Source organism: Taklimakanibacter lacteus (assembly GCA_003576695.1).
Classification (GTDB): Bacteria; Pseudomonadota; Alphaproteobacteria; order Rhizobiales; family Aestuariivirgaceae; genus Taklimakanibacter; species Taklimakanibacter lacteus.
This window is the reverse complement of sequence record QOZQ01000007.1, coordinates 58,778-85,181: the sequence shown is the minus strand read 5'-3', so window position 1 is coordinate 85,181 and position 26,404 is coordinate 58,778. Positions and strand designations below refer to the sequence as shown.

Annotated in this window: 26 protein-coding genes; 17 read left to right on the top strand and 9 right to left on the bottom strand. The window is 62.8% G+C overall.

From position 1 onward, the window contains the following. The first annotated feature begins 97 nt into the window (after positions 1-97). The 11 genes from DT068_RS15290 to DT068_RS15240 all read left to right on the top strand — a co-directional run bounded on the left by DT068_RS15290 (position 98) and on the right by DT068_RS15240 (position 9,264). Positions 98-856: a DNA-methyltransferase gene (locus DT068_RS15290; protein WP_119390736.1), complete on the top strand. Its 759-nt coding sequence runs from the start codon at positions 98-100 to the stop codon at positions 854-856. Beyond that, positions 853-1,344: a DUF2840 domain-containing protein gene (locus tag DT068_RS15285; RefSeq protein WP_119390735.1), complete on the top strand. Its 492-nt coding sequence runs from the start codon at positions 853-855 to the stop codon at positions 1,342-1,344. The genes DT068_RS15290 and DT068_RS15285 overlap by 4 nt, the downstream gene beginning before the upstream one ends. Next, complete coding sequence (locus DT068_RS15280; protein WP_119390734.1) at positions 1,344-1,904, top strand: S26 family signal peptidase; 561 nt, start codon at positions 1,344-1,346, stop codon at positions 1,902-1,904. Before DT068_RS15285 ends, DT068_RS15280 begins: the two co-directional genes overlap by 1 nt. A gap of 35 nt (positions 1,905-1,939) precedes the next feature. Beyond that, positions 1,940-2,269: a DUF736 domain-containing protein gene (locus DT068_RS15275; protein WP_119390733.1), complete on the top strand. Its 330-nt coding sequence runs from the start codon at positions 1,940-1,942 to the stop codon at positions 2,267-2,269. Positions 2,270-2,311: 42 nt separating this feature from the next. Then, a complete protein-coding gene (locus tag DT068_RS15270) occupies positions 2,312-2,548 on the top strand; it encodes a hypothetical protein (protein WP_119390732.1) in 237 nt (78 codons plus the stop codon). Positions 2,549-2,552: 4 nt separating this feature from the next. Further along, entirely contained in the window at positions 2,553-3,488 is a 936-nt protein-coding gene (locus tag DT068_RS15265) for a lytic transglycosylase domain-containing protein (protein ID WP_368904745.1), read from the top strand. 238 nt (positions 3,489-3,726) lie between these two features. After that, positions 3,727-5,463, top strand: a complete 1,737-nt coding sequence (locus DT068_RS15260; protein WP_119390731.1) for a relaxase/mobilization nuclease domain-containing protein — start codon at positions 3,727-3,729, stop codon at positions 5,461-5,463. Positions 5,464-5,554: 91 nt separating this feature from the next. After that, entirely contained in the window at positions 5,555-5,806 is a 252-nt protein-coding gene (locus DT068_RS15255) for a type II toxin-antitoxin system Phd/YefM family antitoxin (protein WP_119390730.1), read from the top strand. 2 nt (positions 5,807-5,808) lie between these two features. Beyond that, on the top strand, positions 5,809-6,246 hold the full coding sequence (locus tag DT068_RS15250; protein ID WP_119390729.1) for a PIN domain-containing protein: 438 nt from the start codon (positions 5,809-5,811) through the stop codon (positions 6,244-6,246). Between the two features lie 554 nt (positions 6,247-6,800). Beyond that, positions 6,801-8,822, top strand: coding sequence for a conjugal transfer protein TraG (locus DT068_RS15245; protein ID WP_119390965.1), 2,022 nt, complete (start codon positions 6,801-6,803; stop codon positions 8,820-8,822). A gap of 4 nt (positions 8,823-8,826) precedes the next feature. Continuing rightward, a complete protein-coding gene (locus tag DT068_RS15240; RefSeq protein WP_119390728.1) occupies positions 8,827-9,264 on the top strand; it encodes a CopG family transcriptional regulator in 438 nt (145 codons plus the stop codon). Positions 9,265-9,524: 260 nt separating this feature from the next. Here the strand turns inward: DT068_RS15240 and DT068_RS15235 are convergent, their stop codons facing one another. The 8 genes from DT068_RS15235 to DT068_RS15200 form a co-directional block, all read right to left on the bottom strand. Further along, complete coding sequence (locus DT068_RS15235) at positions 9,525-10,382, bottom strand: energy transducer TonB family protein (RefSeq protein ID WP_119390727.1); 858 nt, start codon at positions 10,380-10,382, stop codon at positions 9,525-9,527. Further along, positions 10,379-10,840 carry a TonB system transport protein ExbD gene (gene exbD, locus DT068_RS15230; protein WP_119390726.1) on the bottom strand — a complete coding sequence of 154 codons (462 nt, stop codon included), beginning with the start codon at positions 10,838-10,840 and terminating at the stop codon, positions 10,379-10,381. The genes DT068_RS15235 and exbD overlap by 4 nt, the downstream gene beginning before the upstream one ends. Positions 10,841-10,844: 4 nt before the next feature. Beyond that, positions 10,845-11,789 (bottom strand): tonB-system energizer ExbB, encoded by a 945-nt coding sequence (exbB, locus tag DT068_RS15225; RefSeq protein WP_368904744.1) that lies wholly within the window; start codon positions 11,787-11,789, stop codon positions 10,845-10,847. Between the two features lie 64 nt (positions 11,790-11,853). After that, positions 11,854-13,269, bottom strand: coding sequence for a DUF3526 domain-containing protein (locus DT068_RS15220; protein WP_119390724.1), 1,416 nt, complete (start codon positions 13,267-13,269; stop codon positions 11,854-11,856). Positions 13,270-13,277: 8 nt separating this feature from the next. Then, complete coding sequence (locus DT068_RS15215) at positions 13,278-14,675, bottom strand: DUF3526 domain-containing protein (protein WP_119390723.1); 1,398 nt, start codon at positions 14,673-14,675, stop codon at positions 13,278-13,280. 5 nt (positions 14,676-14,680) lie between these two features. After that, positions 14,681-15,382 (bottom strand): ABC transporter ATP-binding protein, encoded by a 702-nt coding sequence (locus DT068_RS15210; protein WP_119390722.1) that lies wholly within the window; start codon positions 15,380-15,382, stop codon positions 14,681-14,683. 9 nt (positions 15,383-15,391) lie between these two features. After that, on the bottom strand, positions 15,392-16,720 hold the full coding sequence (locus tag DT068_RS15205) for a PepSY-associated TM helix domain-containing protein (RefSeq protein ID WP_368904777.1): 1,329 nt from the start codon (positions 16,718-16,720) through the stop codon (positions 15,392-15,394). Positions 16,721-16,755: 35 nt separating this feature from the next. Continuing rightward, positions 16,756-18,885, bottom strand: coding sequence for a TonB-dependent receptor (locus DT068_RS15200; RefSeq protein ID WP_119390720.1), 2,130 nt, complete (start codon positions 18,883-18,885; stop codon positions 16,756-16,758). Between the two features lie 277 nt (positions 18,886-19,162). On the opposite strand from DT068_RS15200, the gene DT068_RS15195 reads away from it, so the two are divergent. Together DT068_RS15195 and DT068_RS15190 are read left to right on the top strand one after the other, a co-directional pair. Further along, a complete protein-coding gene (locus DT068_RS15195) occupies positions 19,163-20,878 on the top strand; it encodes an ABC transporter ATP-binding protein (protein ID WP_119390719.1) in 1,716 nt (571 codons plus the stop codon). Continuing rightward, on the top strand, positions 20,875-22,641 hold the full coding sequence (locus DT068_RS15190; RefSeq protein ID WP_119390718.1) for an ABC transporter ATP-binding protein: 1,767 nt from the start codon (positions 20,875-20,877) through the stop codon (positions 22,639-22,641). Before DT068_RS15195 ends, DT068_RS15190 begins: the two co-directional genes overlap by 4 nt. A 45-nt stretch (positions 22,642-22,686) precedes the next feature. Here the strand turns inward: DT068_RS15190 and DT068_RS15185 are convergent, their stop codons facing one another. Next, positions 22,687-23,241, bottom strand: coding sequence for a TetR/AcrR family transcriptional regulator (locus tag DT068_RS15185; protein ID WP_162914213.1), 555 nt, complete (start codon positions 23,239-23,241; stop codon positions 22,687-22,689). A gap of 475 nt (positions 23,242-23,716) precedes the next feature. Here DT068_RS15185 and DT068_RS15180 point away from each other — a divergent pair, with 475 nt between their 5' ends. The 4 genes from DT068_RS15180 to DT068_RS15165 all read left to right on the top strand — a co-directional run bounded on the left by DT068_RS15180 (position 23,717) and on the right by DT068_RS15165 (position 26,400). After that, complete coding sequence (locus tag DT068_RS15180; protein WP_119390716.1) at positions 23,717-24,616, top strand: LysR family transcriptional regulator; 900 nt, start codon at positions 23,717-23,719, stop codon at positions 24,614-24,616. Between the two features lie 190 nt (positions 24,617-24,806). After that, entirely contained in the window at positions 24,807-25,805 is a 999-nt protein-coding gene (gene trbB, locus DT068_RS15175; protein ID WP_119390715.1) for a P-type conjugative transfer ATPase TrbB, read from the top strand. Then, on the top strand, positions 25,802-26,137 hold the full coding sequence (locus DT068_RS15170) for a TrbC/VirB2 family type IV secretion system protein (RefSeq protein WP_119390714.1): 336 nt from the start codon (positions 25,802-25,804) through the stop codon (positions 26,135-26,137). The genes trbB and DT068_RS15170 overlap by 4 nt, the downstream gene beginning before the upstream one ends. Further along, positions 26,137-26,400: a VirB3 family type IV secretion system protein gene (locus DT068_RS15165; RefSeq protein WP_119390713.1), complete on the top strand. Its 264-nt coding sequence runs from the start codon at positions 26,137-26,139 to the stop codon at positions 26,398-26,400. Before DT068_RS15170 ends, DT068_RS15165 begins: the two co-directional genes overlap by 1 nt. The last annotated feature ends 4 nt before the right edge of the window (positions 26,401-26,404 follow it).

The following is a 26,404-nucleotide window of genomic DNA, read 5'->3' as shown; positions in this document are numbered from 1 at the left end:
ACTCAGAGTCCTTCGGACTCTTGCTAACGCGGCACGCCAAGTCGCGGAATTGTGGACGGCGGCGGCATCGCGCCGCCCACACGTCGGAGATCGCGCCGTGACGATCCCCGACTTTTCCGTAATCGCCGGCGATTGTCGCGTCTTGATGCCGGTGCAGGGTCCCTTCGACTTGATCCTGGCCGATTCGCCATACGGGGACACATCGCTCTCCTGGGATCGCCGCGTCGACGGCTGGCTGACGCTGGCGTGCGCCGCGCAGAAGCCGTCGGGCTCGCTCTGGGTGTTCGGCGCGCTGCGCAGCTTCATGGCAACCGCCGAGCAGTTTACCGACGCCGGCCTGCGCTATGCGCAGGAAATCGTGTGGGAGAAGCAGAACGGCACGAGCTTCCACGCCGACCGCTTCAAGCGCGTCCATGAACTGGTCGCGCAGTTTCATCGCACGGACGTGCCGTGGCGCGCCGTATACAACGACGTGCAGACCACGCCGGATGCGACGGCGCGCACCGTGCGGCGTAAGATGCGACCACCGCACACCGGTCATATCGACGCCGGCCACTATGTCAGCGAGGACGGCGGGCCGCGGTTGATGCGCTCCGTCATCTACGCGCGCAATTGCCACGGCACGGCGATCCATCCGACTGAGAAGCCGTCCGGCCTGATCGAGATTTTAATCCGCACGAGCTGCCCGCAAGGTGGGCTGGTCGGCGACTGGTTTGCCGGATCGGGCGCTGCCGGCGAAGCCTGTCGGCTCTCCGGTCGCCGCTATCTCGGCTGCGAGATCGACGCCGGCATGGCCAAGCTTGCGCGAGGGCGCATCGCATCGGTGCTGCCATTCGCCGAAGGAGCGCAGCCATGACGGCGGGGCTGCGCGCGATCAGTCAGCCGGGCGACCTTACGCTTGTTGAACTGACGTGGCGCGAGAAGCGCATCGAGCACCGCATTCGCTTCGGCCGGATCGTCGACGAGCAGCGTCTCGACCGTCATCGGCGCATCGTCAGCTTCGCGCCGGGCAGTATTTTCGCCTTCGTCCGCTGGGCGGCCAACGAATACGGCACGATTATTTCACGGATCGACATCGTTCGGTCTGTCGGAGGTGGCGAGCCTTATCAGACGCTGCCCTTCGTCCGTCCGGGCGGCGATATCCTGTTGCGGATCAGCGGTTGGCCAAAGGTGCAGCGTGTGCTTGCCGCGATCGACGCGATCGAAGCGCTCGACATCGATCCGGTCGACGTTGCGCCGGAACACTGGCGGCATCTCAACCATCGCATCGGCGTCAACGAGCCCATCCGCATCTACAGCCACGAGCAGCACCGCGCCTGGCTGCGCCGCCGCGAGGTGCTGTGATGAGCACACGCCCCGCAACGCTCGTTTCGATGCTCGCCGGCGCGGCCTTGATCGTCGCGCCGGCCTGGAGCCGCACCGATATCCGCTTCATTTGGAACGGATCCGCCAGCGTGCCGATCGGGCTCTACCGGATCGTCCCCGGCAATCGTGTCGACGTCACCGATCTCGCCGTCGTCATGCCGCCTGCCGAACTCGCAGCGATTCTCGACGAGCGCCGCTATCTGCCGCGCGGCCTGCCGCTCATCAAGCGCGTGCTGGCGCTCGGTGGCACGAGAGTCTGCCGGCGCGGCAGTGCCATCATCGCCTATGACGGAATCTACGGACAGGCGCTCGCGCGCGACACGCGCGGCCGACCGCTGCCCGACTGGCAAGGCTGCCGCACGCTCCATGACGGCGAAGCCTTCTTCATGAATTGGGACAGCCCCGACAGCTTCGACAGCCGCTACTTCGGGCCACTTCCCATCACCACCATCATCGGTCGCGCCATTCCCGTCTGGACCGCCGATGCCGCCGATCCGGCCGCGGAAGCCCTCCGCGAGCCGGTCTCCGACGAGCCGTAATGGCTCGCTTCCCAAGCCAAGAAAGGATCATTGCAATGTCCCAGATCGGCACTTTCACGAAGACCAGGGCCGGCTTCAGCGGTCGCGTTCGCACGCTCACGCTCGATGTCGAGCTGACCATTCGTCCGGTCGAGAAATCCGACGCCGAGAACGCGCCGGATCATCGCATCTTCGCCGCCGATGACCGCGAAGTCGGCGCCGCCTGGAATCGCAGCGGTGAGAAGGCCGGCGACTATCTCTCGATCACCCTCGACGATCCGACTTTCACCCAGCCGCTGCGCGCCGCGCTGTTCCAGTCCGAGGCCGATGCCAAGGTCTGGAACCTGATGTGGAGCCGGCCATCGAAGCGAGACGACAAGGGCTGAGACCATCCCTGTCCGGCTTTTACCCCAACGGAGACCGACACGATGGATCAGCAACTCGTCGCGCGTATCAAACGACGGAGCAAATACTGGGGCCAGACCGAGCCGCATCAATGGTTCGATGTGCGCGTCGTCGAAGACGCAGGCTATCGCCTCAGAGGCAACAACAACAACTACCGATTGGACGACGTGATACTCGGCGTGCGCCTCACCAATGGCTTCATCGTTGATCTCGCCAACGGCAAGACGAACCGTCGGCGAAAGCCGGAAAGGCGCGGTTGAGACAATGCGCGCGCCGCTCCGAATCTCATCTCTCGTCATCCCTCTGATCGATCGGATCGCGGATCATCCCTCCGACCCGATCGCCCGTCAGGTGGCCGTCGCGCGCAGCGCAGGTCAAGGGCGGCCGCATCGCGGCCGGCGTAGCCTTGTCCTTGACCGAAGCGAGCACGATGGCAGGCTGACGGCGCGCCGGGACAGCAGTGCATACGCCGCGAACACGGTCATGGCGATGCTGATCGTGTGCGGCGTGATCGCTGCCGCCGCATCTTGCGCGTCGGCTGATCCGCCGCCCACACGTCGCGTCTCGACGATCGCATCATCCGATCCGTGGGCGGCGCACATCGCCGAGGCGGCCAAGCGCTTCGCCATTCCCGAACGATGGATACGCGCTGTCATGACCGTCGAAAGCGCCGGCGATCGGACCGCGCGATCGCTCAAGGGCGCGATGGGTCTGATGCAAATCATGCCGAAGACTTGGAACGAGCTGCGCGCGCGCCACGCACTCGGGAGCGACCCTTGGCAGCCGCGCGCCAACATTCTGGCCGGCGCGGCTTACCTGCGCGAAATGCACGATCGCTACGGCTCGATCGCCGCGATGCTCGCCGCCTATAATGCAGGCCCGACGCGCTATGACGCACACCTTTCGAGCGGCCGCGCGCTGCCGGCCGAGACCGTCGAATACGTCGTGAGGATCGCGCCGATGATCGACGGCAAAGTCCCCGTCATGCGCCTGGCCGGCATCGCGTCGCGCGCATCATGGTCACTTGGGCCGATCTTCGTCGGACGATCCAGTGTCCACCGTGATGGCGAGTCCGAGACGGCCGATCCTCCTTCCGGCCGACCATCGAGCTCACCTGCGATCGTCGATCTTTCGGCGCTCGTGCCGCCCTCCGATGGCATCTTCGTGCGAAGGCCACGCGCCGATGGAGAACAGCGATGAGCATCGCGTTTCCACGCTTTGCGTCAAACGTAATCGTAGAGATGGCGAAGTGCTGCGGGGCAACGCAGGCAACAACCGCACGAAGGCGGGATAAAAAGCCGCGCATCGCGGCTCGGTCGGGCGGTTGTTCTGATTGCGATTTCTGGAGTTTTGCGCACATCGCGGAGAGTGCCTGCGAGGTGCGCGGTGTCAATTTGTTGAACGCTTTCAACGCAAATCGCACATCGCGGTATCGCCCATGAGCCGGGACGACGATTTCCACGTCCGGCCAGGCCGTATTCGCTCGTCGAGGGCGCAGCGGGCAAAGCCCTTCGTCGCCCAGGCGCTCGCCGCCGCGCAGAGGGCCGGGGGCCGTATCTCGCGCTCTGGCAAGATCAGTTCGGGCCGCGGCTCGCGCTTCGGGCGTGGCCGCGTGGCGAGCATCCGCGCCAACCGCCTCATCAGCAGCCACTCGCGCGGCGTCGTCATCAAGACCCGCGTGGTCCGGCACACCGCACGCTCCGCGCCGCTTACCGCTCATCTCAATTATCTCCGCCGTGACGGCGTGACCCGCGACGGCGAGAAGGCGCGCATGTTCGGACCGGAAACCGAGGATGCCGACGTCAAGGACTTCGCCGAGCGCTGCAAGGACGATCGCCACCACTTCCGCTTCATCGTCTCGCCCGACGACGCGCTGGAGATGTGCGATCTCAAGACCTTCACCCGCGAGTTGATGGCTCAGATGGGAAAAGACCTTGGCACCAAGCTCGATTGGGTCGCCGTCCATCACTGGAACACGGAGCATCCCCATGTCCATGTCATCCTACGCGGCCGCGCCGATGACGGCCAAGACCTCGTGATCGCCCGCGACTACATCAAGGAAGGCATGCGCAACCGCGCACAGGATCTCATCACCCAGGAACTCGGGCCACGCACCGACATCGATATCCGCCGCTCGTTGGAGCGTCAGGTCGCGGCCGAGCGCTGGACGCAGCTCGATCGCCAGCTTGTTCGCGACACCGACCGGAATGGCGTCATTGACCTCGCGCCGGTTCCGGACCAGAAACCCGACGAATATCTATCCCTCAAGGTCGGCCGGCTGCGCCACCTCGAAAGCCTTGATCTCGCAGAGACCATCGGCCCCGGCCAGTGGGTGATGGCGGAGGGGGCGGAATCGACGCTGCGCGAACTGGGCGAGCGGGGCGACATCATCAAGCGTATGCACCGCGCCTTAACGGAGCGCGGCATCGAGCGCGGCCTGACCGACTATGTGCTGTCAGGAGAAACCCACGGTCGACCGATCATCGGCCGCCTGGTCGATCACGGCCTCGACGACGAGTTGCGTGGCACGGTCTATGTCGTCGTCGATGGCGTTGATGGCCGCACGCACCACATCAAGCTCCCCGATCTCGATGCCGCCGGCGACGGCGCGCCGGGCTCGATCGTCGAGCTTCGCTCCTTCGAGGATGCGCGGGGCGAACGCCGCGTGGCGATTGCCGTGCGCTCCGATCTTTCCGTCGAGGCACAAACGACGGCGAGCGGCGCGACCTGGCTCGACCGCCAACTCGTCTCCCGCGATCCGGCCGATCTCGGCGGCGGGTTCGGCCTGGAGGTGAAACAGGCGATGGAGGCGCGGGCGGATCATCTCGTGTCCGAGGGCCTTGCCCGGCGGGACGGTCAACGCGTCGTGTTCAACCGAAATCTCATCGGCGCGCTGCGCCAACGTGAGCTGGACGTCCTCGGCAAAAGGCTCGCGGCCGAGACCGGCATGCCGGTCCAGAAATCCGCTGAAGGCGACTATGTCGCCGGCGTTTACCGGCAGCGCTTCGCGCTTGCCTCCGGTCGCTTCGCCATGATCGACGATGGGCTCGGCTTCAAGCTCGTGCCCTGGACGCCATCCATCGAGAAACACATCGGTCAGCATATCTCCGGCGTCGCCCGCGCCGATGGCGGCGTGGACTGGTCGTTCGGCCGTAACAGGGGACTGGGGCTCTGACACCGGATCCGGATCGCTGTTCGAAAGCGCTTGTCCTTCTCACCGAGGAGCAATATATATGACCACTGGTAGTCATATTGAGGAAGCTGCCATGAAGGAAATCCAGCTCAAGGACGCCAAGGCAACCTTGTCGGCCGTGGTCGATCGGGCCGTGGCAGGTGAGCCAACCGTCATCACGCGACATGGCCGCAAGGAAGCCGTGCTCGTCTCATTCGAGGAATGGGAGCGCATCTCAAAGGTGCCGAGCTTTGCCGACTTGCTGCTGGCTTTCCCCGGCGAGCCCGGCGACATTCCCAAGCGGCGGCGCAAGCCTGCGCGCGCGTTGAGCGACACTGACCTCTGACCGTGTACCTGCTCGACACCAATATCGTCTCGGCCGATGCGCCGGCTAAGCGCCAGATCAGCCCCGATGCTTTCGCGGCGTGGGTGCGCCAGCATGGCGATCAGCTCTACATCACGACCGTGACCGTCGCCGAGATCGAGGCCGGCATTGCCCGCGCCATGAGGATCGGTGCGACGGCGAAGGCTGAGCGCCTGCGCCGCTGGCTTGCCGCGGTCGAGCACTTTTACGCCGGCCGCATCTTGGCGTTCGGCATCGAGGAAGCCCGTCATGCCGGCGCGATCCTCGACCGGGCGCGGTCGCACGATCCCGGCTTTGAGGACATCGCCATTGCCGCGACGGCGGCTGCACGCGGCTTCATCGTCCTCACGGCCAACGAGCGTCATTTCGCGCCGCTTGGCGTGCCGCATCTCAACCCGCTGAAGCACCTGCCGCCGGCTTAAGCCGCTGCGCGCCTCCGAAATGACCCGTGAAAGAAGACGGGATGCATATCGCGCGCATTGCTCATCGTCCTCCGATCACGAGGAACTGTAATGCACGAAACTCTTTCGACGACGTTCCACGCGATTTGGTTCGGTGACGATGACTACGGGTTCTTCGACACCGGAGCGAGGCACGCGGCGCTGCGGCGCAGATAAGCTGCGAACTGCGCGCCGGTTACGAGACGGGCGCCGAGACCCGGTACAACCGATTCCGATCGCAAGGGTGGAAATCGAGCCGCTCGATTAGCGCCGCTTGCTCAGGCTGCTCAGTGAAAGCACGCGCATTGCGATCCGTTCCCGATGCGTCCTCGAAGCCATCAAGCCCGATGGGACAGTCATCCCCATGACTGCTTTCCCGAAACCATGACCGGGCGCGGATTTGTTCGCGCCGCACGCGACAAGTATTTTTGCGATGGCTTACGCTGCTCTACGATAACTGACACGAACGCAGTTGAAACCTTCCCATTCCTTGCTCTTCTTCGGAGCATTGAACCGCGCAGAGAGGTTTGCTTGCTGTGTCCGCCAGTCGAGTCATGTGGGGCCAGATCGTCGTCGTGTTCGCGATCGTGCTTCTCGCGGTCTGGATCGCGACGCAGTGGACCGCGTGGCGGCTCGGCTTTCAGGCGCAGCTCGGCGCGCCCTGGTTCGCGCTCGGCAGATTCCCGGTCTATTCGCCGCCGGCCTTCGTCTGGTGGTGGTTCTTCTACGATGCCTATGCGCCGCACGTCTTTCTGGAGGGCGGCGCCATTGCCGCATCCGGCGGCCTCGTTGCGATCGTCGTCGCCATCCTCATGTCGATCTATCGCGCGCGCGAGGCGAAGGACGTCCGTACTTTCGGGTCCGCCCGCTGGGCCGAGCGGCAGGAGATCAGAACTGCTGGCCTGCTCGGCGACGATGGTGTCGTGCTCGGCAAGCTGGACCGCGACTATCTGCGCCATGACGGCGCAGAGCATGTCCTGTGCTTCGCACCGACCAGAAGCGGCAAGGGTGTCGGTCTCGTGGTGCCGACGCTACTGACCTGGCCCGGCGCATCGATCGTTCACGACATCAAGGGTGAAAATTGGGAACTGACCGCGGGCTTTCGCGCGCGCTTCGGTCGTGTGCTGCTGTTCGATCCCACCAACGCCAACTCGGCCGCCTACAATCCCCTGCTTGAGGTGCGAAAGGGCGAGTGGGAGGTGCGGGATGTTCAGAACGTCGCCGATGTGCTGGTCGACCCCGAAGGTTCGCTGGAGAAACGGAACCATTGGGAGAAGACATCCCATTCATTGCTGGTCGGGGCGATCCTCCATGTCCTCTATGCCGAGAAGGATAAGACGCTCGCCGGCGTCGCCGCCTTTCTGTCGGACCCACGGCGACCCATCGAGTCGACACTGTCCGCCATGATGACCACGCCGCATCTCGGCGAGAAGGGACCGCACCCCGTCATCGCCAGCGCGGCGCGCGAGCTGCTCAACAAGTCCGACAACGAGCGCTCTGGCGTGCTCTCCACCGCCATGTCGTTTCTCGGCCTCTATCGTGATCCCGTCGTCGCTGCCGTCACGGCTCGTTGCGATTGGCGTATCGCGAATCTCGTGTCTGGCGAGAAGCCGACGACGCTTTATCTCGTGGTGCCGCCCTCCGACATCAGCAGGACGAAGCCGCTCGTGCGTCTCGTGCTCAACCAGATCGGTCGGCGGCTGACCGAAGACCTGCACGGGAAGGATCGGCGCCATCGCCTGTTGCTGATGCTCGACGAGTTTCCGGCGCTCGGCCGGCTTGACTTCTTTGAATCGGCGCTGGCGTTCATGGCCGGATACAGCATCAAAGCATTCTTGATCGCGCAGTCGCTCAACCAGATCGAGAAAGCCTACGGACAGAACAACTCCATCCTCGACAATTGTCACGTCAGGGTGAGCTTCGCGACCAATGACGAAAGGACCGCGAAAAGAGTCAGCGACGCGCTCGGAACGGCAACGGAGATGCGCGCCATGCAGAACTATGCCGGTCATCGTCTGGCGCCCTGGCTCGGCCATCTCATGATCTCGCGCTCCGAGACGGCGCGGCCATTGCTTACGGCCGGTGAAGTGATGCAGCTCCCGCCCGAGGACGAGATCGTGATGGTCGCCGGCGTTCCGCCCGTTCGCGCCAAGAAGGCGCGCTATTACGATGATGGGAGGTTCAAGGAACGGCTGCTGCCTGTTCCGCAGAATCCGAAAGCGGGCCTCGCGCCGAAACCCGACGACTGGTCAGGCCTGAAGCCGGTCGCGGCGACGATGCCGGCAGGTAAAGACACGGCCGGACCACAGGCCGCGCACGCGACAGATGGGGTAGGGAAGCCGGAGGACGATCCGGCCAACGCCGGCCTGCGCCGCGAGCCCGGCCTTGAAAGGCATAAGGACATCGCGCCGGAGTCGGCGAAGCCACCGGCCAACGAGTTCGATCCCGATACGGATGAACCGGAGCGTGAGGTTGTGACGAACCGCGCACTGGCTCGCGACATGCGACTGATGGCGCGACGGATCGCTCTGGACCCCGGCGACGGCATGGAGTTGTGATTTCATGTCGCAGTATCGCGAGAAGACGGGGCGGCCCAGCAAGAAGAAGCGGCTGTCCGTCTATCTCGATCCGGACATCTCGCTGCGCCTCGACGACCACGCCGACCGCCGTGAGCAGTCGCGATCGATGATTGCCGAGGCAGCTATCGTCTCCTTCCTCTCGCCCGATGCCGAGGAGCGCCGGGAAGCAGCGATCGCCAAGCGTCTCGATCGGATCGACCGCATCATTCAGAGGCTTGAGCGCGATATCGGCATCACCAACGAAGCCTTCGCCATCTTCATTCGCGCCTGGCTGACATCGACAGCGTCCTTGCCGGAAAGCGCACAGGCCGCCGCCCACGCCAAGGGCGGCGAGCGCTACGATAAATTCCTCGAAGCGCTAGGACGCCGGCTCGCCAAAGGTCCGAAACTTCGACAGGAAATTCCTGAAGATAACGGTTAATAGGTGGAAAAACGTCGAATCTGATCGCTATCGCGCCGCGCGTGTCGCGGTTGGCCCCACGTCGCAACGGGCGCGATCGACTACTGCATGGTTGCGCCGGCCGGCGTATGCTTTCGACCAAGAAGCTCATGCTGCCGAACAGGTCTGTTATTCGCGACCACCCACAATAAAATGGCCACAATAGCGTCTCGGAGACACCGTAAGGCCAAAGTCAATCTTGCCGTTTGCACCGTCATTCACAGGCACTACCATCTCTGCTTCTACCGTCGATCAAATCTGATTGGCACGGAGATTGAGAGAGTTCCGCCTCCCATTCCTGCAGGGGGCGCGGGGACAGGGCTGGCCCGTCGTGCAAGAGCGACGGCTTCAGCATTGAGGATTCCATCTCCGGACGAGCGGGCCAGGCGGGCAGCGACGACGCGACCGCCGCGGTCGATGGTAAAGACGACCGACGCGACCCCCTGTGTGGCTCCCGGAGGATAGCGCTTGTTGCGGTTGAGGTGGGCCATTAGCGCGCTTCGCCAGGTGGCCACCGCGGCAGCCGGGACCTGCGCCGCGCTCGAGGTCGGGGCGGCTATATGGTTTGCGCGCTGTTGCGCCCTGACGCTCGGCGCGCTCGTGCGCGGAGAGGCCGTGCGTTTCGGCGGTGGCTGCTTACGTTCCTGCCTCTGCGCCTTCGGCGGCGGCGTGAGCGCGGCTTCAGCCTTTTCCTTTTCGGGCAGCTTTGGGATCTCGACCTGCGGCGGGGGTGTCGGCGCGGACGTCTCCTCGATCGGCTTTAGCGTTTCCTCAACGATGGGTGCCGGCGTCTCACGAACCTCTTCAGGGGGCTTCTCTGGCCGATCGGGCGTCGGATCGGGGAGCGTCTCCGTGACCTGCGGTCCGGGTGCGACGTCGGTCAGTGTCGGCTCTGGTGCAACCGCGAGCGGGGCGAGCTCGATCATGACAGCCTCGGGCGGCCCGCCGTCGACGGCCTGCGCCGGTCGCCAATGCAGCGCGAGCCAGGCGCCGGCGCCATGTACAGCGATGACGAGCGCGACCGCAACGGTCCAGCGTAAGATGGAAAGCTTTGTAATCTTACGGTCAGGCCAACTATCTGGATCGCGCCAGTCAATCACGGTTGCGTCGGAGGTTGAGCCGGTGGCGGTGTCGACTGGCCGGTGTCCTCCAAGCCTACCAGCGCGATCTTGAGATATCCCGCCTGCCGCAGCAGGTTCATGACGTTCATCAACTCGCGATAGGCGACGACGCCATCGGCGCGGACAAAGACTCGCTGCTCGCGATCGCCGTTGGTCTGCCCATCGAGCGTGGCCTGGAGCGCGCTGCGGCGCACATCTCCGTTGCCGAGCGCCAGTGTCAGGTCCGGCTTCACGGTCAGGAACACCGGCTTGTCCGGCCGCGGCTGCCGTTGCGTATTGGACACCGGCAGATCGACCGGAATGTCCACAGTCGAAATGGGCGCGGCGACCATGAAGATGATGAGCAGAACCAGCATCACGTCGATGAACGGCGTGACATTGATGTCGCTGAGCTCGGCGAGGTCACCATCTTGGGGGTCTTTGAGCGTGACGGCCATGGCGCTACTCCGCAGGTCGTAGTGCCGTCGGCCGGGACGGCTGGTCGATGGCAGCCTGTCGCGTCGCCCCCACGTGATCCCGTTCAAGATCACGGGAGAGGTGCTGCAGGACCTCACCGGATGCATCGGAGAGCAACGCGCGGTAGCCGGCGATGGCACGAGCGAACACATTGTAAATGATCACCGCCGGGATCGCGGCGATGAGGCCGATCGCGGTTGCCAGCAATGCCTCGGCGATACCGGGCGCCACCACGGCAAGGTTTGTTGTCTTCGACTGCGAGATCCCGATGAAGGCGTTCATGATACCCCACACGGTTCCGAACAGGCCGACGAACGGCGCGGTCGCACCGATGGTGGCGAGTAAGCCGGTGCCGCGCGCCATGCTGCGACCGGCGCTTGCTTCGATGCGCGACAGCGCAATGGCAAGGCGTTCCTTGACGCTCTCCGCGGAAAGATTCGGGGACCGCTCGACCTCCCGGTCAGCGGCGTGGACGAGATTGGCGACCGGGCCTGAGCGGGTCCAGCCCGCATCGATCGCCTGGCGCGCCTCGGACAGACTGTCGGCGCGCTGCAGCTTTCGGGTTGCGCTGCGCGCCTTGCGCTTGGCGCCGGCAAGCTCAAGGCCCTTGCCGAGCCAGATCGTCCAGGTCACCAATGAAGCAAACGCCAGTCCCACTATCACCGCCTTCACGATGATGTCGGCCTGAACGAACATACCCCACGGGGAAAGATCCTGGGGCAGCGTCGCCGAAGCCGTAGCAGGGGGCTCAGGCCTCGCCGGCGGCTCGGTCTTGGGTTCTGAGGGCAGAGTCGCTGCGGCGGGTCCAAGAGGCGAGGAAACGACGGGCGGCTCTTGTGTTTGGTCTTGCGACCAGGCCGGTGTGCCGTCGCCTTTGAGGAGCAGCATTGCAGCAAGAAGCGCTCTGCCGAACTTCTTTCGCCCTTTCATTACTCGTGGGCTCCTTTGACAAAGGCTGTAGAGCCCGCGTAATCGATAAGGAAAGTGCACATGACTACGCGACAATTTGGCGGCGTAGCGCCAGCCAGCTTAGAAGACCAAAGCCGAGGGCCACAAAGAGAAGTGCTCCGACGGCAGGCGCAAGACGCGTGACGACAGAGATAATCGGTTCCTCCACGTAATAGAATCCAGGTACGTCATCCCATGCGGCAAACTTCTCTTTGCGCAACGCTCGCGGCTCGAAAAACGCTCGTAGTTCCGAATGATGTGCGCGTGCTTGCTCGAAAAACCAAGCGTAGCGAGCCGGACCTGTTCCTGCTGCATCGGCGAATGCCGATTGCGCGAGCAATGCCGGTGAAAGGTATTGCAGCTTCTCCACCAGGCGCTGCTGGCGGGCAAGTTGATCAGAGAAACGAGCCAGGACAGGCGCAAGATCGCGCTCGACCCTCTGGCCAGTCACCAACTGCAGCGTGATGAAGTCTGCGCCGTGTAGGCCATCACCACCGGCAGGAGCAAGGTCCGGGTGGTCCTCATAAAAGGCGCCGAGAAGCTTGCTACGCTCGGCAGTGGCTTGATCGGTCGCGGCACGCGACGCAAGGATCAATTCGACCCGCGAGGGCACGGGAACCATCGTCTTGACGACAAGATTGACAAGCGTGGGCACCAACAGCGTCAGTGTCAGCCACGCGGCCGCCAACGTCACTGCGTGCGTGGCCGTATTGCCGCGCCGAGTCACGACTGCCGCAGTCAAGGCAAACCAGAAAGCAGTGTAGGCGATAGCGACAGCAAACCAAATCGCGAGGCGCGGCCAAGCCGAAACAGGCACGTTAGCTGCCGAAATCGCAGCGAAAACCAGCAGCAATCCAACGATCAGCAGGATTCGAGGCACTAGCTTGCCGACGAGCAGTGCTTGCAGCGTCAGTGGTTGCGCCAGCATGAGCGTCAGAGTGCCGCGCTCCCGCTCGCCCGCGAGCAACGCGTAGCTCAGTCCTATGATCAGTAGCGGAAACAAAAAGATCACTGCAAACGCAGGGTCGAAACGGCCGATCAGAAGACGATGGGGGTTCTCCGGCTCAGAACCGTCCGCGAGTGAAGGCAGGCGACCAGGGGTAAGCGGCAGAGCCGACGGCAGGAGATCGCTCTGGCCGACGGCAAGCGCCGCAAGTGGCGTCGCCGGCAAGACTGCGTAATGCGACATGAGGTAATTCGCATAAACAAGAGCGTTACGCGGATCGAAGAAGGACGCAGGTTGCTGTCCACTGTTGATACGAGTCGCTGTCGCCCGAGCAGTTTCGCGCGCCGAGACGTCCTGCTGTGCAGCCGCAGCGCGCACGCCGCCCAAATGCGAACGCCAGCGTTCGCCGTTGGTAAGCGCGAAGCCAAGTGCAACAATGCCAAAAGTCAGCGCTGCCCAAAATGCAGGATCCCGTCGCAGTGCCCGAAGCTCCCACCGAAAAACGGTCTTGAACATGGAATCACCTATAGCGGGCGGAGTCGCACCGCACCGGTCCAGGCGAGGCAGGCAGCGAATCCAAACCAGAGAAGGAGGAGGACAAGTGTGAGCGCGTGGTTTGACAGCACCCAGCCGATGTCGGGTGCCTGATAGTGGAAGGCCGGTACTTTCGCCCACAGTCCGCGATCGCCGAGATGGATGTCTCCGGCTTTTACGGGATGCTCAAGAATGTCATCATTGATGATCTTGAGTTCCACACGCCGATGCTCTTCCGCTGCGCGAGTGAAATCGCGATGCTGGGCGAGATCAGTGCCCGCAAGCCCCATCGAGATCGCCTGGAGACCGAGCTGCGGGAAGAATGCAGCGGCGCGCTGCAACAGGCGGTTTTGCGCTTCCATCGGCGCGTAGAGTTCATTGTAGAATTTGTCAAAGACCTCGTAGCCATGCTCCTCGCCGACCTGAAGGCTCAAGCCCGCGAGATTGACTGGCAGATCCTGCTCGCGCGTCACGCCGTGCTGTTTAAGCAGTTCAGCGGTCCGGGCTTTCATCATTGCCGACGTAGCGGCTGGGTCGTGCAGCGCCGCTTGCACTCGGGCCTTGAACGAGACCGCCTCCGGCAGCGGATGACGTTCGGCGGCGAAATCGGCCACCAGGCGGGGTGCAAGCAAGCAATTCACCGCCCAAAACGCCAGCAGGACCACCAGTGCAAAGCGCGACGAGGGTGCCCGCGCAGATACGGCCAGAGTGAGAAGCAGAAAGATGCCAAGATAAAGCAGATAGGCGACTGCCAGCAGGGCAAATCGCAATTCGCCACCAGCCGGCCCGATCAATGCGAGGGTCGCTGCGCCTAGCAGCGCTGCCGGCCCTGCGATGAGCGCCAGGGCGGCGGCAGAACCCAGCATTTTGCCGGTGACAAGGTCGCGCGGCCTCAGCCCCAAGCTGAGAAGTTGGCGCAGCGTGCCACGCTCCCGCTCGCCTGCAAACGCGCTGAATCCGAGCATGATGATGACGAGCGGCAGCACAACTTGCAACACGAGGGCGACTGTCATGTCGCCGAAGCGTTGCGCAATTGTCGCGTCTTCACTTGGTCGAAATATCAGCTCGTTCTGCTTGTGCGCTTCAAGCCAGACCGCGATCCCCGTATAGGGCTCGACGCCTGGGTCGAGAAACGCCGGGGCAAGGCGCGGCTTGAAGGCATAGAGACCATAGTGGGCGGCTGAATGCGGATTCTTCGGGTCTTGCGCATACCACCGCGCCTGTTCGGCGGCTTGCGCCGCGCGCTGCTGCGTGACCAGATCGCGCTGATAGTAACCGCCTGCCACAAGGGCCGTTACCAAGAGCGCCCAGACAATAGCGGCGGCCCAACGGAACCGGCCGTCACGGATGAGCTCGATGAATTCCTTGCGAGCGATGGTCGCGATCATGGCTGTCAGGACTCCATGGTCTCGAGATAGAGCTTCTCGAGATCGGTGTGACTGAGTTCAGCTGCGGTGAGCGCATGCACGAGCTTGCCGTGACGGACGATGCCGACCCGACTTGCGACTTGCTTGGCACGAAAGAGATCGTGGGTCGCCATCAGCACGGCGGCGCCGCTCGCAGCAAACCGCCGCAGCAAGACGGTGAACTCGTGCGACGCGCTGGGGTCGAGGCCACTCGTCGGTTCATCGAGAATAAGTGCCTTCGCACTCTTGGCGAGCGCCATGGCGATGCCGACCTTCTGTCGCATGCCCTTCGAATAGCCGCTCACGCGGCGGTCATGGGCATCGGCTTGCAGGCCGGCCTCGGACAGAAATTGTCGCAGCGCCGCATCGTCATGGCTCGCGCCGGCAAGCTCGCTGAAATAGGCGAGATTCTCGACGCCGGAGAAATGGCCGTAAAGGTTGACCTGCTCGGGAATGTAGGCAAGGCGTCGCTTGGTTTCGAGCGCATGCGTTCCAACATCGAGGTCGTCAACCAACACCCGACCCTGGTCAGGCGTGAGGAAGCCGAGGAAACAATTGATCGTTGTCGTCTTGCCGGCGCCGTTGGGGCCGAGCAGCGCGAAGATTTCACCGGGCGCGACGCTCAGAGAGAGATCGTCGACCGCCGTTAGGCCGTTGAAGCGCTTGGTCAGATGTTCGGTTGACAGCATGTAATACTCCTAACAGCGCTCACCTTCAGGACTGCTCCAAAATCCCCGCGCGAGTTTTTCGATGCCGGCAACGGCTAGGACAGATGCCGCAAAGATCGGCAGCAGGAGGCACATGGTCGCGACGACAGCGACCAGCGGGCGGGGCCATCGCACACGCACTTTGGGCGGTACGCCCAAGGCCTGTTTCGGCCGGCGAATCCACCATGACGCTATCCCCGTGATGCTCAGCCACACGAGCGATAACGCGAACGCGGTATTGAGCCACAGATTGACCGGGCCAAAGTCGCCCTGATGCACATGAATGCCGACAGCGACCAGCCGTGGAATGAGCGGATGATCGTCGTGGCGAAAGTCACCCACGATCGCGCCGCTTCTGGTATCGCCTAGCACGGTCCGATCGTCAGCGAGACTCGCCGTCCGATTGGTCATGAACCATGGCGCACCCGGCCAGGGGGCGAGGCGTATTTCAAGGAGTCCCTTGACGCCACGGGCACGCGCTGTGGCAACGGCCTCGTCAAGGGAAGGGGAAGCAGCCGCAATTTGCGTAGCCGAAGCGCCACCGGGCGAAAAGCCAGCAGGGCTCTCCTGGCCGAGCGCCATCTGCACGCGCAGCAGCACTTGTTCGCCCCAGAATGCTGTCCACGGAAGCGCGCTAATCAGGAAGAAAAGAAAAACAACCGAGAACAGCACGGCCACGCAAGCGTGCAGGTCGCGGAGAAGGATTCGCGGTCCGGCGCTGAAACGGGGCCACAGCGCTTGACGAAGGCTCCGCCCGTGCGGCCACCAGAGGTACAAGCCGGTTATGATCATGACGATCGCCCAAGATGCGGCGAGTTCAAGCAGCCAACTCCCGGCTTTGCCTAATGGCCATCCACCGTGCAGAGAGCGACTAAGACCGGGCAACCATTCGGTCGGCTTTAGGGTGCCTAGGACGTGCCCGTCGTACGGATTGACGAACACCGGGTAGGAAAGTCCGCTGCTGCTCTGCAGCAGGACGGTCGTGCTGCGATGGGGATCGTCGGCGACGATGATGCTGTCCACCGGAATCCCGTTCTGTGGATCGCCGACAGCGCCGGCCGCAGCAGGCGATGAATCTGTTGCGCCGTGAGAGTGGGCCGGGCGCGCGGCAGTCGCTGGTACAAGCAGCGAGCTTGCAAGTGCCGCCGCGACTTGGTCGCGCAGCGGTGCCCGCGCAGCCGACGGTTCGACGAACCGCAGTTCCGGGCGGCTCACATCCATCCACCATTCCGACCAGAGATAGAGCGTGCCGGTCGTGCTCTGCCACAACACAAAGGGAATGACCAACAGGGACGCCAGAAAGTGCCACCGCCAAAACATGGCATAGAGCTGGCCGCGGGTTGGCGCTCGGGACATCAGAATGTGGCCCGCATTCCGCCGAAAACCGAGAACGGCGTGCCGAACAGCGGAGGATAGATACCGCTGTTGTCTGCGATATATCTCCTATCGAACAGGTTTTGTATGTTTAAGAACAACTCGCTTTGTTTTGTGAGCTTGTAGCCAAATGAAGCGTCGACCACAAAGTGCGAATCGATTGGCAGCGTGTTGAGGTTGTCGCCCCACGACCTGTCGAGCCAGCGCACGCGCGCCGAGGCGCGCCATCCGCGCGGATCGCTATAGGCCAAGCCAGCGGTCGCCATCTGCAGCGGAATGCCGGCCTGCTGCTTGCCGACACTCCCCGGCTCGAATTGATTTTCCACAATCTTGGAGTCGTAGAGATTGTAGCCGAAGTTCGCTCTCAGGCCCGGCATGATCAACCACTCAAGATTGGCTTCCAGGCCGTCCGACTTGGCTTTTCCCGCGTTGATCTTGCGAGAGCCGAAGAAAAATCCCGGAGGCAGTTCGGAGGGGTCGAGATTCCTGTTCGTGATGAAATCCGTAATCTCGTTCGTATACACGATGACTTGGCCGAGAATCGGTCCCCGTTTCACGTCGAAACCGGCCTCGGCGCCTTTCAACTTCTCCGGCTTGAGCTGTGAGTTCCCAGAAAAGATGCCAAATGGCACGCTGAACGAGCCATAGAGTTCGCTAAGGGTCGGGGCGCGAAACGACGTATAGGCTGCCGCACGCAACGCGAAATTCGGCGTAAGCGCATAGCGGACCGACAGACGAGGATCGACGCTGTCGGCCGATGTGCTTGGCACGGCCCCAGCGCCGGTCACGCCATTGAAGCCATCGTAGTTCAAAAAATTCTGGTAGCGGACGCTCGCGAGCATTTCCAACTGTTCAGTCGGGAATATATCGAACTGAGCGAACGTACCCAGGAAGCGCTGCTTGCCACGTCCGATGTCGGTTCGAACCTGCGTGCCGTTCTCTGCGAATATGTCGGCCGTATCCTGGCCGGCGATACTATGGACATCGGCGCCGAGGGTGACACGTCGGAACACGTCGTTGATCCGCGTCGACCACAGCAGCGAAGCACCGGTGGAATCCGTCGGATTGGTATGGCGATTTTGCACGTATTCACCAAAGCCGGCCGGTACGCCGGACGGCGTATTGGTATTGGCGTTCGAATAATTGGTGTGCTGATGGAAGGCGGTCAGCGTGACATCGGAGGCGCCGATGGTCTTGGTCACGCTGCCGGAAAAATCGTAGATCTCCTGATTGTTGGTGCTGAGCCTTGTGAGCAGGGTTTGATCGTTGCGGTGGCCGTTGAACCGCACATAGCCATGCAGGCTCGGATCAGGATTGAAAAAAGCACTCAACTGCGCGTTAAACGCATCGAACGATGTAGGAACGTAAATCGGGCCGTAACTGGGCGCCACCTGCTGAAAGCCGTTGGTCCCCCACTGGCTGACATTGCCTCTGATTTTGAGAGCATCTGAAGCGACGTAGGAGGCGGCCCCATTGACACGGTACGTGCCGTAGCTGCCGTATCCGGCTTCTCCCGACACCTCATTCTTATCCGGTGTCTTACTGATGATGTTGATCACGCCGCCCATCGCGTAGTTGCCCCATAGCGGCGAGCCACCTCCGCGCACGACTTCCACGCGCTCGATGTTCTCCAACGGCACGCGGTTCCATTGCACAAAACCAACGAACGGGTCATTCAATGGCACCCCGTCCAGCAAAACGAGCGCTCGAGTGCCTCCGAGTCCGCGCATGGAGATCGTATTTGAATGGGGATGAATCTGGTAGGAAGCAGCATCCCCAGACCCAAGATTGACAGACGTCGTTGTGCGCAAGACATCGTCAATCGACTGTGCCGGTGTTTGCTCAATCTGCTGTCGCCGCACCACAGAGACGCTTTCCGGCTGATTGATGACGAGGCTTGCGCCCTGCTCGACGGCGTCTTGTGGTTGCACGGAAGGTGCCTGCGACGACGCGGGCTGGGCGGGTGCGGATCGCTGCGCGGGAGCGGGCTGGGCGCGCCTGGTCGTGACGACGATTTCCGGAAGAGTCACCGCATCTTGCCCAAAGGCCGAAAGCGTCGATGCAGCGATAGCTGCTGACACGGCACAGGACGAACTAACGAAACGCAACATGGTGCCCCCAACCTTCTGACAGACCCAGTAGCTCAGCAATATTATGACCGAGAGTCAGTCATCGTGGATATGTAATGATATAACATTGCATGCGTGTCAACTTGGACGGGGCGCTCTCCGCTCAGGCAGCGAGGAAACGCAACGGACGCCTCAAGTGAGGCTTCAACACCTCGTCGGAACGCATTTGCGGCAGCTGCGACCTGCGAACAATTCGCATCTATGTTGACGAATGACCGGTCGTCAGTCAATATCATTGGGCATTTTGTCAGGTGCTCGTATGAACCGACCCATTCTGGCCCTTGCCACACACGTCACCCGTTCGCTGGTGACAGGCATTGTTCTCGGAACCGCCGTTGTCGCCAGCTATGTGGCGCAGGGCTTGGCGCTGACATTCGCTTTGGCGGCAACGTTCCAGCAACGCGGGTTCCGCCAGATTTTCCTTTGGATTGCAGCCGCCGCGGCGGCAGCGGCAATCCGGGCGGTTCTTCTCTGGTTGTCCGAGCTCGCGGCCCAGGAGATCAGCCGCAAGACCAAAGAACGTGTGCGGCAGCGCTTGCTGGACAAACTCGTGCAGCTTGGACCCGGTCATCTAATCCGCCATCAGACCGGCGACCTTCAGGCCACTATCGTCGCCGGTGTCGAGGCCCTTGAGGCATATTACAGCCGCTATCTGCCAGCGATCTTCGTGGCATGGATCGGCTGCTCCGGGGTAGTACTCTGCCTGCTGATTGTCGATTGGAAGTCCGCGGTTTGCCTTGGGGCTTCGATCGTCATTCTGGTGCTCGCCAACCAAGCTTGGCTGCGCTGGCGGATGCCTTCGTCCTCGGGCGTGTTCGCCGCGCTCGGCGCGTTCAACGCTTATTTTCTCGATAGCCTGCAAGGCATCGTGACGCTGAAATTATTCGACGCAGCCGAGCGTCGCCGTCGCTCCCTGGCCGAACGCGCCTCAATACTCCGCCGCGAGTCCATGACATCTTTGTCGCTCACACTCATGCGCAGCGGGATAACCGGATTCTTGTCGCTAGGGGGCGTCGCGGCCGTCTTGAGCTTGAACGCCTGGCGTGCGGCGTCGGGACAGGTGACGCCGACTGTTCTGTTCATGACTCTGATGCTCGCGCGAGAAGCCTTTCGGCCGCTCGATCGGCTGGAGAACGCGTTCCATACGGCCTGGTCGGCGAGTGGTGCCGTGGGCCCGATCCTGGACCTGCTAGCCGAACAGCCTGCGATCCACGATGGCGGAACGCATCCTCGTCCAGGCCGCACGGATGTCGCCTTCGAGCGCGTGACATTCCGCTACGAGGCCACCAGCGAACCGGCATTGCGTGACTTGTCCTTTCATATCGATCAGGGAGAAACGATTGCGGTAGTCGGCCGATCAGGCGCCGGCAAGACGACGCTCGCGGCCTTGCTTCTGCGCCTGTTCGATCCCGAGGCGGGGACGATCCGGATCGGCGGGCTGGACATTAGACAGATGGCGTTGGACGACCTGCGCAGCTTGGTCAGCGTCGTCTCGCAGGACACGTTCCTTTTCCACGGCACGATCGAAGACAATCTTCGCATCGCCAAGCCCAGCGCCACTCGGGAGGAGATCGAGGCGGCCGTCAAGGCGGCGCACATCGATCATTTCATCCAAAGCCTGCCCAAGGGTTATGCGACGGAGATCGGCGAGCGCGGAGCGCAACTCTCAGGCGGTCAACGCCAGCGCATCGCCATAGCCCGGGCGCTGCTCAAGAACGCTCCGATCCTGATTCTGGACGAGGCCACGTCGAACGTCGACCCTGCAAGCGAGGCCGCCATCATGGATGAGCTGGCAGCGCTCGCTCGATCAAGAACGACACTGGTGATCGCTCACCGGCTGTCCAATGTCGTCGACGCGGACCGCATCCTGGTCCTGGATCAAGGCATCGTCGTAGAAAGCGGCTCCCACGACGAACTTTCCCGACGGACCGGCCTCTACGCCCAGCTCATTCAGATGCAGGAGGAAGCCGCGTGACGACCTCTACCGTTGCCGTTCGCTCACTACCCCTTGCTGGACATCGGGACCAGACCGGCATCCTCGGACTGATCCCACTGCTGAAGTCTCACAGGACTCTGCTGATCCTGACTGTCGCGCTCTGCGTTCTAGCCCAGGCCGCTACCGTCGCGAGCCTCGTTGTTGGCGCGCGACTTGCCGGCCTTGCCCTCACGGGAGGACAGCTTCTGCCGACCACCGTGATCCTGAGCGCGACCGTAGTGGTGACGGCCGCGGCGCGCTGGCTCCATATGTATGTCGCACACGACATGGCTTACGCGCTCGTGGAGACGCTCCAACTTGGGGTCTTCGATGGCCTGGAGCGGGCAGCCCCAGCGGAAATCCTCGGACGGCGCTCCGGCGAGCTGGCGTCGATCGCGGCCACCGACGCCAGCCTCGCTGAACTCTTCTACGCGCACATGCTCGGCGACTATGTGAGCGCCATTGTCGTTCCGCTCGGCGCGTTGGTGTGCCTGGCCTTTGTCCACTGGGCGGCAGCCTTGGCGCTACTCCCATTCCTCCCGCTGCTAGCCTCCATTCCGCTTTGGCTGGGCAGGCGGGCCGATGCGCAAGGGCGGCTGGTCTCTGAAGCGATCGGCACGCTCAATGGCGATGTTGTCGAGACGATCCAGGGGCTGCGTGAGCTCGTGATCTTTGGGCAGGTCCGATCGCGACTCCAACGGTTGATGGCGCAGGCGGGCTTGGTTGCGCACGCGCAGCGGCGCTACGGAACGCGATCGGGCTTGGAGCACGCCGCCAACGACTTTCTTCTGGCCGGCGCGGTCCTGGTGACCATCTCGGTCGGCGTTCTGCTCGTGAAGGCTGGTCACATCAGCATTGACCTCCTGCCGATGATCATCGTCCTCCCCGCCGCCGCCATGCTGCCGATCGCGGAGGTGACGCGAAACGCGCGCAACTTGGGCGAGGTAAGGGCGGCCGCGACGCGGGTGCTGGCCATCTTTCACCAGAAGTCGCGGGTTCGCGATGAGGGGCAGGCGGAGCCGATGGGCGGAAGCGAGATTCGCTTCGAGCGCGTCGAGTTCAGCTACGATCGCGAACGCAAAGTGCTTCGCGATGTCAGCTTTTCAGTCGCACCTGGCGAGACCGTCGCGCTGGTCGGGCGCTCCGGCGCGGGAAAGACCAGTTGCGTGAACCTGCTGATGCGGTTTTGGGATCCGCTCCAGGGCAGAATTACCATCGGCGGCATCGATATTCGCGCAATGCCGATCAGCGTGCTGCGCTCACTAGTGGCGGTCGTTCCGCAGGATGTGCACCTGTTCGACGCCAGCATCGCCGACAACATACGCCTTGGAAGGCCAGACGCCTCCGCCGAAGCCGTTCGCGAGGCCGCCCGGCTGGCTCAAGCGGATCAATTCATTTCCACGCTGCCTGATGGTTATGAGACGCAATGTGGCGAGCGGGGCGCTCGACTTTCGGGCGGTCAGCGTCAACGCATCGCGATCGCTCGTGCCTTTCTCCGGGACGCTCCAATCCTTGTGATGGATGAGGCTGTCTCCAATCTCGATACCGAGAACGAACATGCCCTCCAGGCCGCGATAGCTCAGTTGCAGCGAGATCGAACCGTGTTGATCGTCGCTCATCGGCCATCCACCATTCGTAGCGCGGATCGCATCATTGTCCTAGAAGACGGTGCCGTTACAGAACATGGCCGTCACGAGGATCTTGTCGGGCGCGGAGGTGCTTATGCGCGGTTCCTGGCGACGGCCGAGGCGGAGGTCGCCTAAGTTGTCGACGTGAAAGGTCGCGCATGAGGTTGGCGGCTCCCAAGGCTAGACCGGTGTGACGCCGATTGGCTGAACCGTCCGCAACATCAACTCTTGCAGCCGCTTCACCAACGCCGATCGTCCCACCGGCTTCTGCTTTGAAGTCTCATAGTCGACGCTTCCGTGAAACCCGCTGAAAAAGAACGCGGCCACGAATGCACAATCATCGATCGCCCAGGCATTCGCCCTGTTCCCCAATTCGAGCAACTTCGCGAGTTGCTGCGCCGATTCACCAACTGGAATCGCCTTCGTCGAGGCGGGCACCGGTTCATGGAATACGAGGTCGTGGATCTCCACGGTCTCGAAATAGCCGTCTACGGCGGCCCGAACCCAGGCCCGCAACTTGCCCGGCCAATCGGCACTGGGCCTTTTGTCGACCGCCGCTTGGATTCTGGCCGAGTACGTCGCGAGCCAGCGGCGCCGGAGCGCTACCAGCACATCTTCCTTCGAAGAGAAATGCAGATAGAAGGTGCCCTTTGCGACGCCTGCGGCGACGGTGATCTGCTCAATTGTCGTCTGCATGACGCCCTTTTCGAGAAAAAGAGCCTGAGCGGCGTCCATCAACTCCTCACGGCGTGCCTCGGGAGGTTTAGTTCTGGGCTTCTTACCTGCCGCCGAGGACATTATGCGTATCTCCACCAATTCGGTATTGACTGACGGTCATGATCTTAGGGCGTCGACGCTCAGAATGCACTTGCGCTTTCGTATCCCTGTTTATCTGGCTGCCGTCTGAAATTGATACGCTTGTTTTGACTGACGGTCAGCCATATTGTTGGCCAAACAATGCCCTGCGGCTGTGATCGCATCGGGAGGCAACGACGCCGAAGACGAGGCAAGCCTGTCCTGCTCTCGTTTCAACGAGGAATTCCTTTCGTCATCGCCGTTTTCGTCATGCAGATCGTCGAGGGATGTCAAGCTCCTGGTAGCGAAGAGGCGCGGCCAAATCGTCTAGGTCCCCGAACTGGGAGAGCATCGTAGAAGGACCAAAAGCAAGGGTCGGCAAACCACAAGCCGCCACGCCGTCAAGGAGATAAGGATGGACTTGCGCCATCTCCGCTATATCGTTGCCAGCGCCCGCAATGGCAGCTTCAGCGCCGCTGCGCATGAGTTCAATGTCAGGCAACCGATCATCAGCAAGCGCATCAAGGAGGTCGAGGAGGAACTTAGGGTCAAGCTGTTCGTTCGTTCGACCGCAGGGGCACGTCTGACACCGGCCGGCGAGGCATTTGTCATCGAGGCGCGCCGCATTCTTGAGGACTTCGACCGTCTTGCCGAGCGCACGAGAGCAAGCGGTGCCGGCACGCTGGGGCGCATCGTCGTCGGTTTATACAAATCGCTTTCGCAAGGCGCGCTGCGCGCATTCATCGACGACTTCCGCGAGCGCTATCGTGACATCGACCTTGAGCTCCTCGAGGCGCCGTTCGCCGAGATAATCGCCGGCCTTCATTCCGGAAGGGTCGATGCGGCGCTCATCCTGGGCGACCCCGGCAAGTGCGCCGTCTTCGATTCCCTCGCGCTCTGGTCGGAACATCTCGTGGTCGCGCTGCCGCAAGGCCATCCTCTTGCGGACAAACCCGTCATCTATTGGCCAGAGCTAAAGGGCGAGCGTTTCATCATCAGCCATCACGATCCCGGCGTGGATATCCGGAACATCCTGCTCCGTCATCTGGCGGCGCCGTCGGATCATCCCGAGATAGTTACCCTGCGTCTCAACCGCGACAATATTCTCAGCGAAGTCGGCAGCGGCAAGGGTATCAGCCTGCAATGCGAATCCGCGTCGGGCTTAACCGGCCTCGGCGTCGTCTTCCGACCCCTGCATGACGGCAACGGGGCCACGCGGCTCGGCTATATCGTCTGCTGGAAACCGGACAACATCAATCCGGTGCTCAATACGCTACGCAATGCTTTCAAGGAGGCCATGCTGATTCGGCCGTGATCTGTTCTCAAGCCGTAACGGAAATCGCTAGCAGCGCCGAACACTTCAAGTATTTTTTCGACGCCCTACGATGAGCTACGACGAAGTACGAATTTTCAAATAAATCCTGTTGCCCGCGTGCCATTCCTGCCTTTCTTGATTGTCCCCGTCGCCATCCGACCGTCTTGCGGATGGCTGGAATGGGGGCGGGATGTCGGCGCATCATTACAACAACGAAGGATTGTCGCGCGGCGCACGGATGCTGCGCACGGCGCTCGGCCCGGCGATCGCGCGCTACCTCGAAGACCCCGCCGTCGTCGAGGTGATGTTGAATCCCGACGGGCGGCTCTGGGTTGATCGGCTGCGCGAAGGACTCGTCGCCACCGAGGACGTGCTGATTCCGGCGGATGGCGAGCGCATCGTGCGCCTGGTCGCGCATCATGTCGGCGCCGAGGTGCATCCCGGCAGCCCGCGCGTCTCGGCCGAGCTGCCGGAGACCGGCGAGCGGTTTGAAGGTCTTTTGCCTCCAGTCGTGATGGCGCCCACCTTTGCCATCCGCAAGCCCGCGGTCGCCGTGTTCACGCTCGCCGATTACGTCGCGGCCGGCATCATGACGGCGGCGCAGGCCGACGTGCTCCGGCTCGCGGTCCAGCGGCGCAAGAACATCCTCGTGGCCGGCGGCACCTCGACCGGCAAGACCACGCTGACGAATGCCTTGCTGGCGGAGGTGGCGAAGACCTCCGACCGCGTGGTGCTGATCGAGGATACGCGTGAGTTGCAATGCGCGGCGCAAAATCTCGTGGCATTGCGCACCAAAGACGGCGTCGCTTCGCTCTCCGATCTCGTGAAGTCGTCGCTGCGCCTGCGTCCCGATCGCATCCCGGTCGGCGAGGTGCGCGGCAGTGAAGCCCTCGACCTGCTCAAAGCCTGGGGAACCGGGCATCCCGGCGGGGTCGGAACCATCCACGCCAACACAGCGCTCGGCGCACTGCGGCGGCTGGAGCAACTCGTTCAGGAGGCTGTCGTCACAGTTCCGCGTGCGCTCATCGCCGAGACCATCGACATCGTCGCTGTGCTGTCCGGCCGCGGCGCCGAACGGCGCCTCGCCGAGATTGCCCATGTCGACGGGCTCGATCCGGCCACCGGCGACTACCGCACGCTCAATGCGCTGCTCCCATCCCCACAGCCCTCGAAAGGAGACTCTGAATGACCCGACTTGCCTTGTCTCGTGTTCGCCGCCGCCTTGCCGCAGCGACGGCGCTGGCCACAATCACGTTGCTGATGGCGGCGCCAGCCCATGCCTCCGGCTCCTCGATGCCGTGGGAGGAGCCGCTTCAGAAGATCCTCGAATCCATCGAGGGGCCGGTCGCCAAGATCGTGGCGGTCATCATCATTATCACGACGGGCCTGACGCTCGCCTTCGGCGACACCGCGGGCGGCTTCCGGCGGCTGGTGCAGATTGTCTTCGGCCTGTCGATCGCCTTCGCGGCCAGTTCCTTCTTCCTCAGCTTCTTCAGCTTTGGCGGCGGAGCGCTGGTCTAATGGAGGAAGACGTCCGCGGCTTCTTCTCGCCGGTGCATCGCGCACTCACCGAACCGATTCTGCTCGGCGGCGCGCCCCGCACGGTCGCCATCGCCAACGGCACGCTTGCTGGCGCGGTGGGTCTCGGACTGCGCTTGTGGCTCGCCGGCCTCGTCATCTGGGCGATCGGGCACTTCGCCGCCGTGTGGGCCGCAAAGCGTGACGCGCAGTTCGTCGACGTCGGCCGCCGGCACCTGCGCTACCCGGCGCATATGGACGTGTGAGGTG

Coding starts and splice junctions, on each gene's coding strand:
- DT068_RS15205 (WP_368904777.1), bottom strand. CDS start 16,720: ATGTTTTGGCGGTGGCACTTTCTGGCGTCCCTGTTGGTCATTCCCTTT.
- DT068_RS15260 (WP_119390731.1), top strand. CDS start 3,727: ATGAGCCGGGACGACGATTTCCACGTCCGGCCAGGCCGTATTCGCTCG.
- DT068_RS15240 (WP_119390728.1), top strand. CDS start 8,827: ATGTCGCAGTATCGCGAGAAGACGGGGCGGCCCAGCAAGAAGAAGCGG.
- DT068_RS15285 (WP_119390735.1), top strand. CDS start 853: ATGACGGCGGGGCTGCGCGCGATCAGTCAGCCGGGCGACCTTACGCTT.
- DT068_RS15195 (WP_119390719.1), top strand. CDS start 19,163: ATGAACCGACCCATTCTGGCCCTTGCCACACACGTCACCCGTTCGCTG.
- trbB (WP_119390715.1), top strand. CDS start 24,807: ATGTCGGCGCATCATTACAACAACGAAGGATTGTCGCGCGGCGCACGG.
- DT068_RS15170 (WP_119390714.1), top strand. CDS start 25,802: ATGACCCGACTTGCCTTGTCTCGTGTTCGCCGCCGCCTTGCCGCAGCG.
- DT068_RS15215 (WP_119390723.1), bottom strand. CDS start 14,675: ATGATCGCGACCATCGCTCGCAAGGAATTCATCGAGCTCATCCGTGAC.
- DT068_RS15200 (WP_119390720.1), bottom strand. CDS start 18,885: ATGTTGCGTTTCGTTAGTTCGTCCTGTGCCGTGTCAGCAGCTATCGCT.
- DT068_RS15270 (WP_119390732.1), top strand. CDS start 2,312: ATGGATCAGCAACTCGTCGCGCGTATCAAACGACGGAGCAAATACTGG.
- exbD (WP_119390726.1), bottom strand. CDS start 10,840: ATGGCCGTCACGCTCAAAGACCCCCAAGATGGTGACCTCGCCGAGCTC.
- DT068_RS15210 (WP_119390722.1), bottom strand. CDS start 15,382: ATGCTGTCAACCGAACATCTGACCAAGCGCTTCAACGGCCTAACGGCG.
- DT068_RS15180 (WP_119390716.1), top strand. CDS start 23,717: ATGGACTTGCGCCATCTCCGCTATATCGTTGCCAGCGCCCGCAATGGC.
- DT068_RS15165 (WP_119390713.1), top strand. CDS start 26,137: ATGGAGGAAGACGTCCGCGGCTTCTTCTCGCCGGTGCATCGCGCACTC.
- DT068_RS15220 (WP_119390724.1), bottom strand. CDS start 13,269: ATGTTCAAGACCGTTTTTCGGTGGGAGCTTCGGGCACTGCGACGGGAT.
- exbB (WP_368904744.1), bottom strand. CDS start 11,789: ATGAAAGGGCGAAAGAAGTTCGGCAGAGCGCTTCTTGCTGCAATGCTG.
- DT068_RS15280 (WP_119390734.1), top strand. CDS start 1,344: ATGAGCACACGCCCCGCAACGCTCGTTTCGATGCTCGCCGGCGCGGCC.
- DT068_RS15185 (WP_162914213.1), bottom strand. CDS start 23,241: ATGGACGCCGCTCAGGCTCTTTTTCTCGAAAAGGGCGTCATGCAGACG.
- DT068_RS15275 (WP_119390733.1), top strand. CDS start 1,940: ATGTCCCAGATCGGCACTTTCACGAAGACCAGGGCCGGCTTCAGCGGT.
- DT068_RS15255 (WP_119390730.1), top strand. CDS start 5,555: ATGAAGGAAATCCAGCTCAAGGACGCCAAGGCAACCTTGTCGGCCGTG.
- DT068_RS15265 (WP_368904745.1), top strand. CDS start 2,553: ATGCGCGCGCCGCTCCGAATCTCATCTCTCGTCATCCCTCTGATCGAT.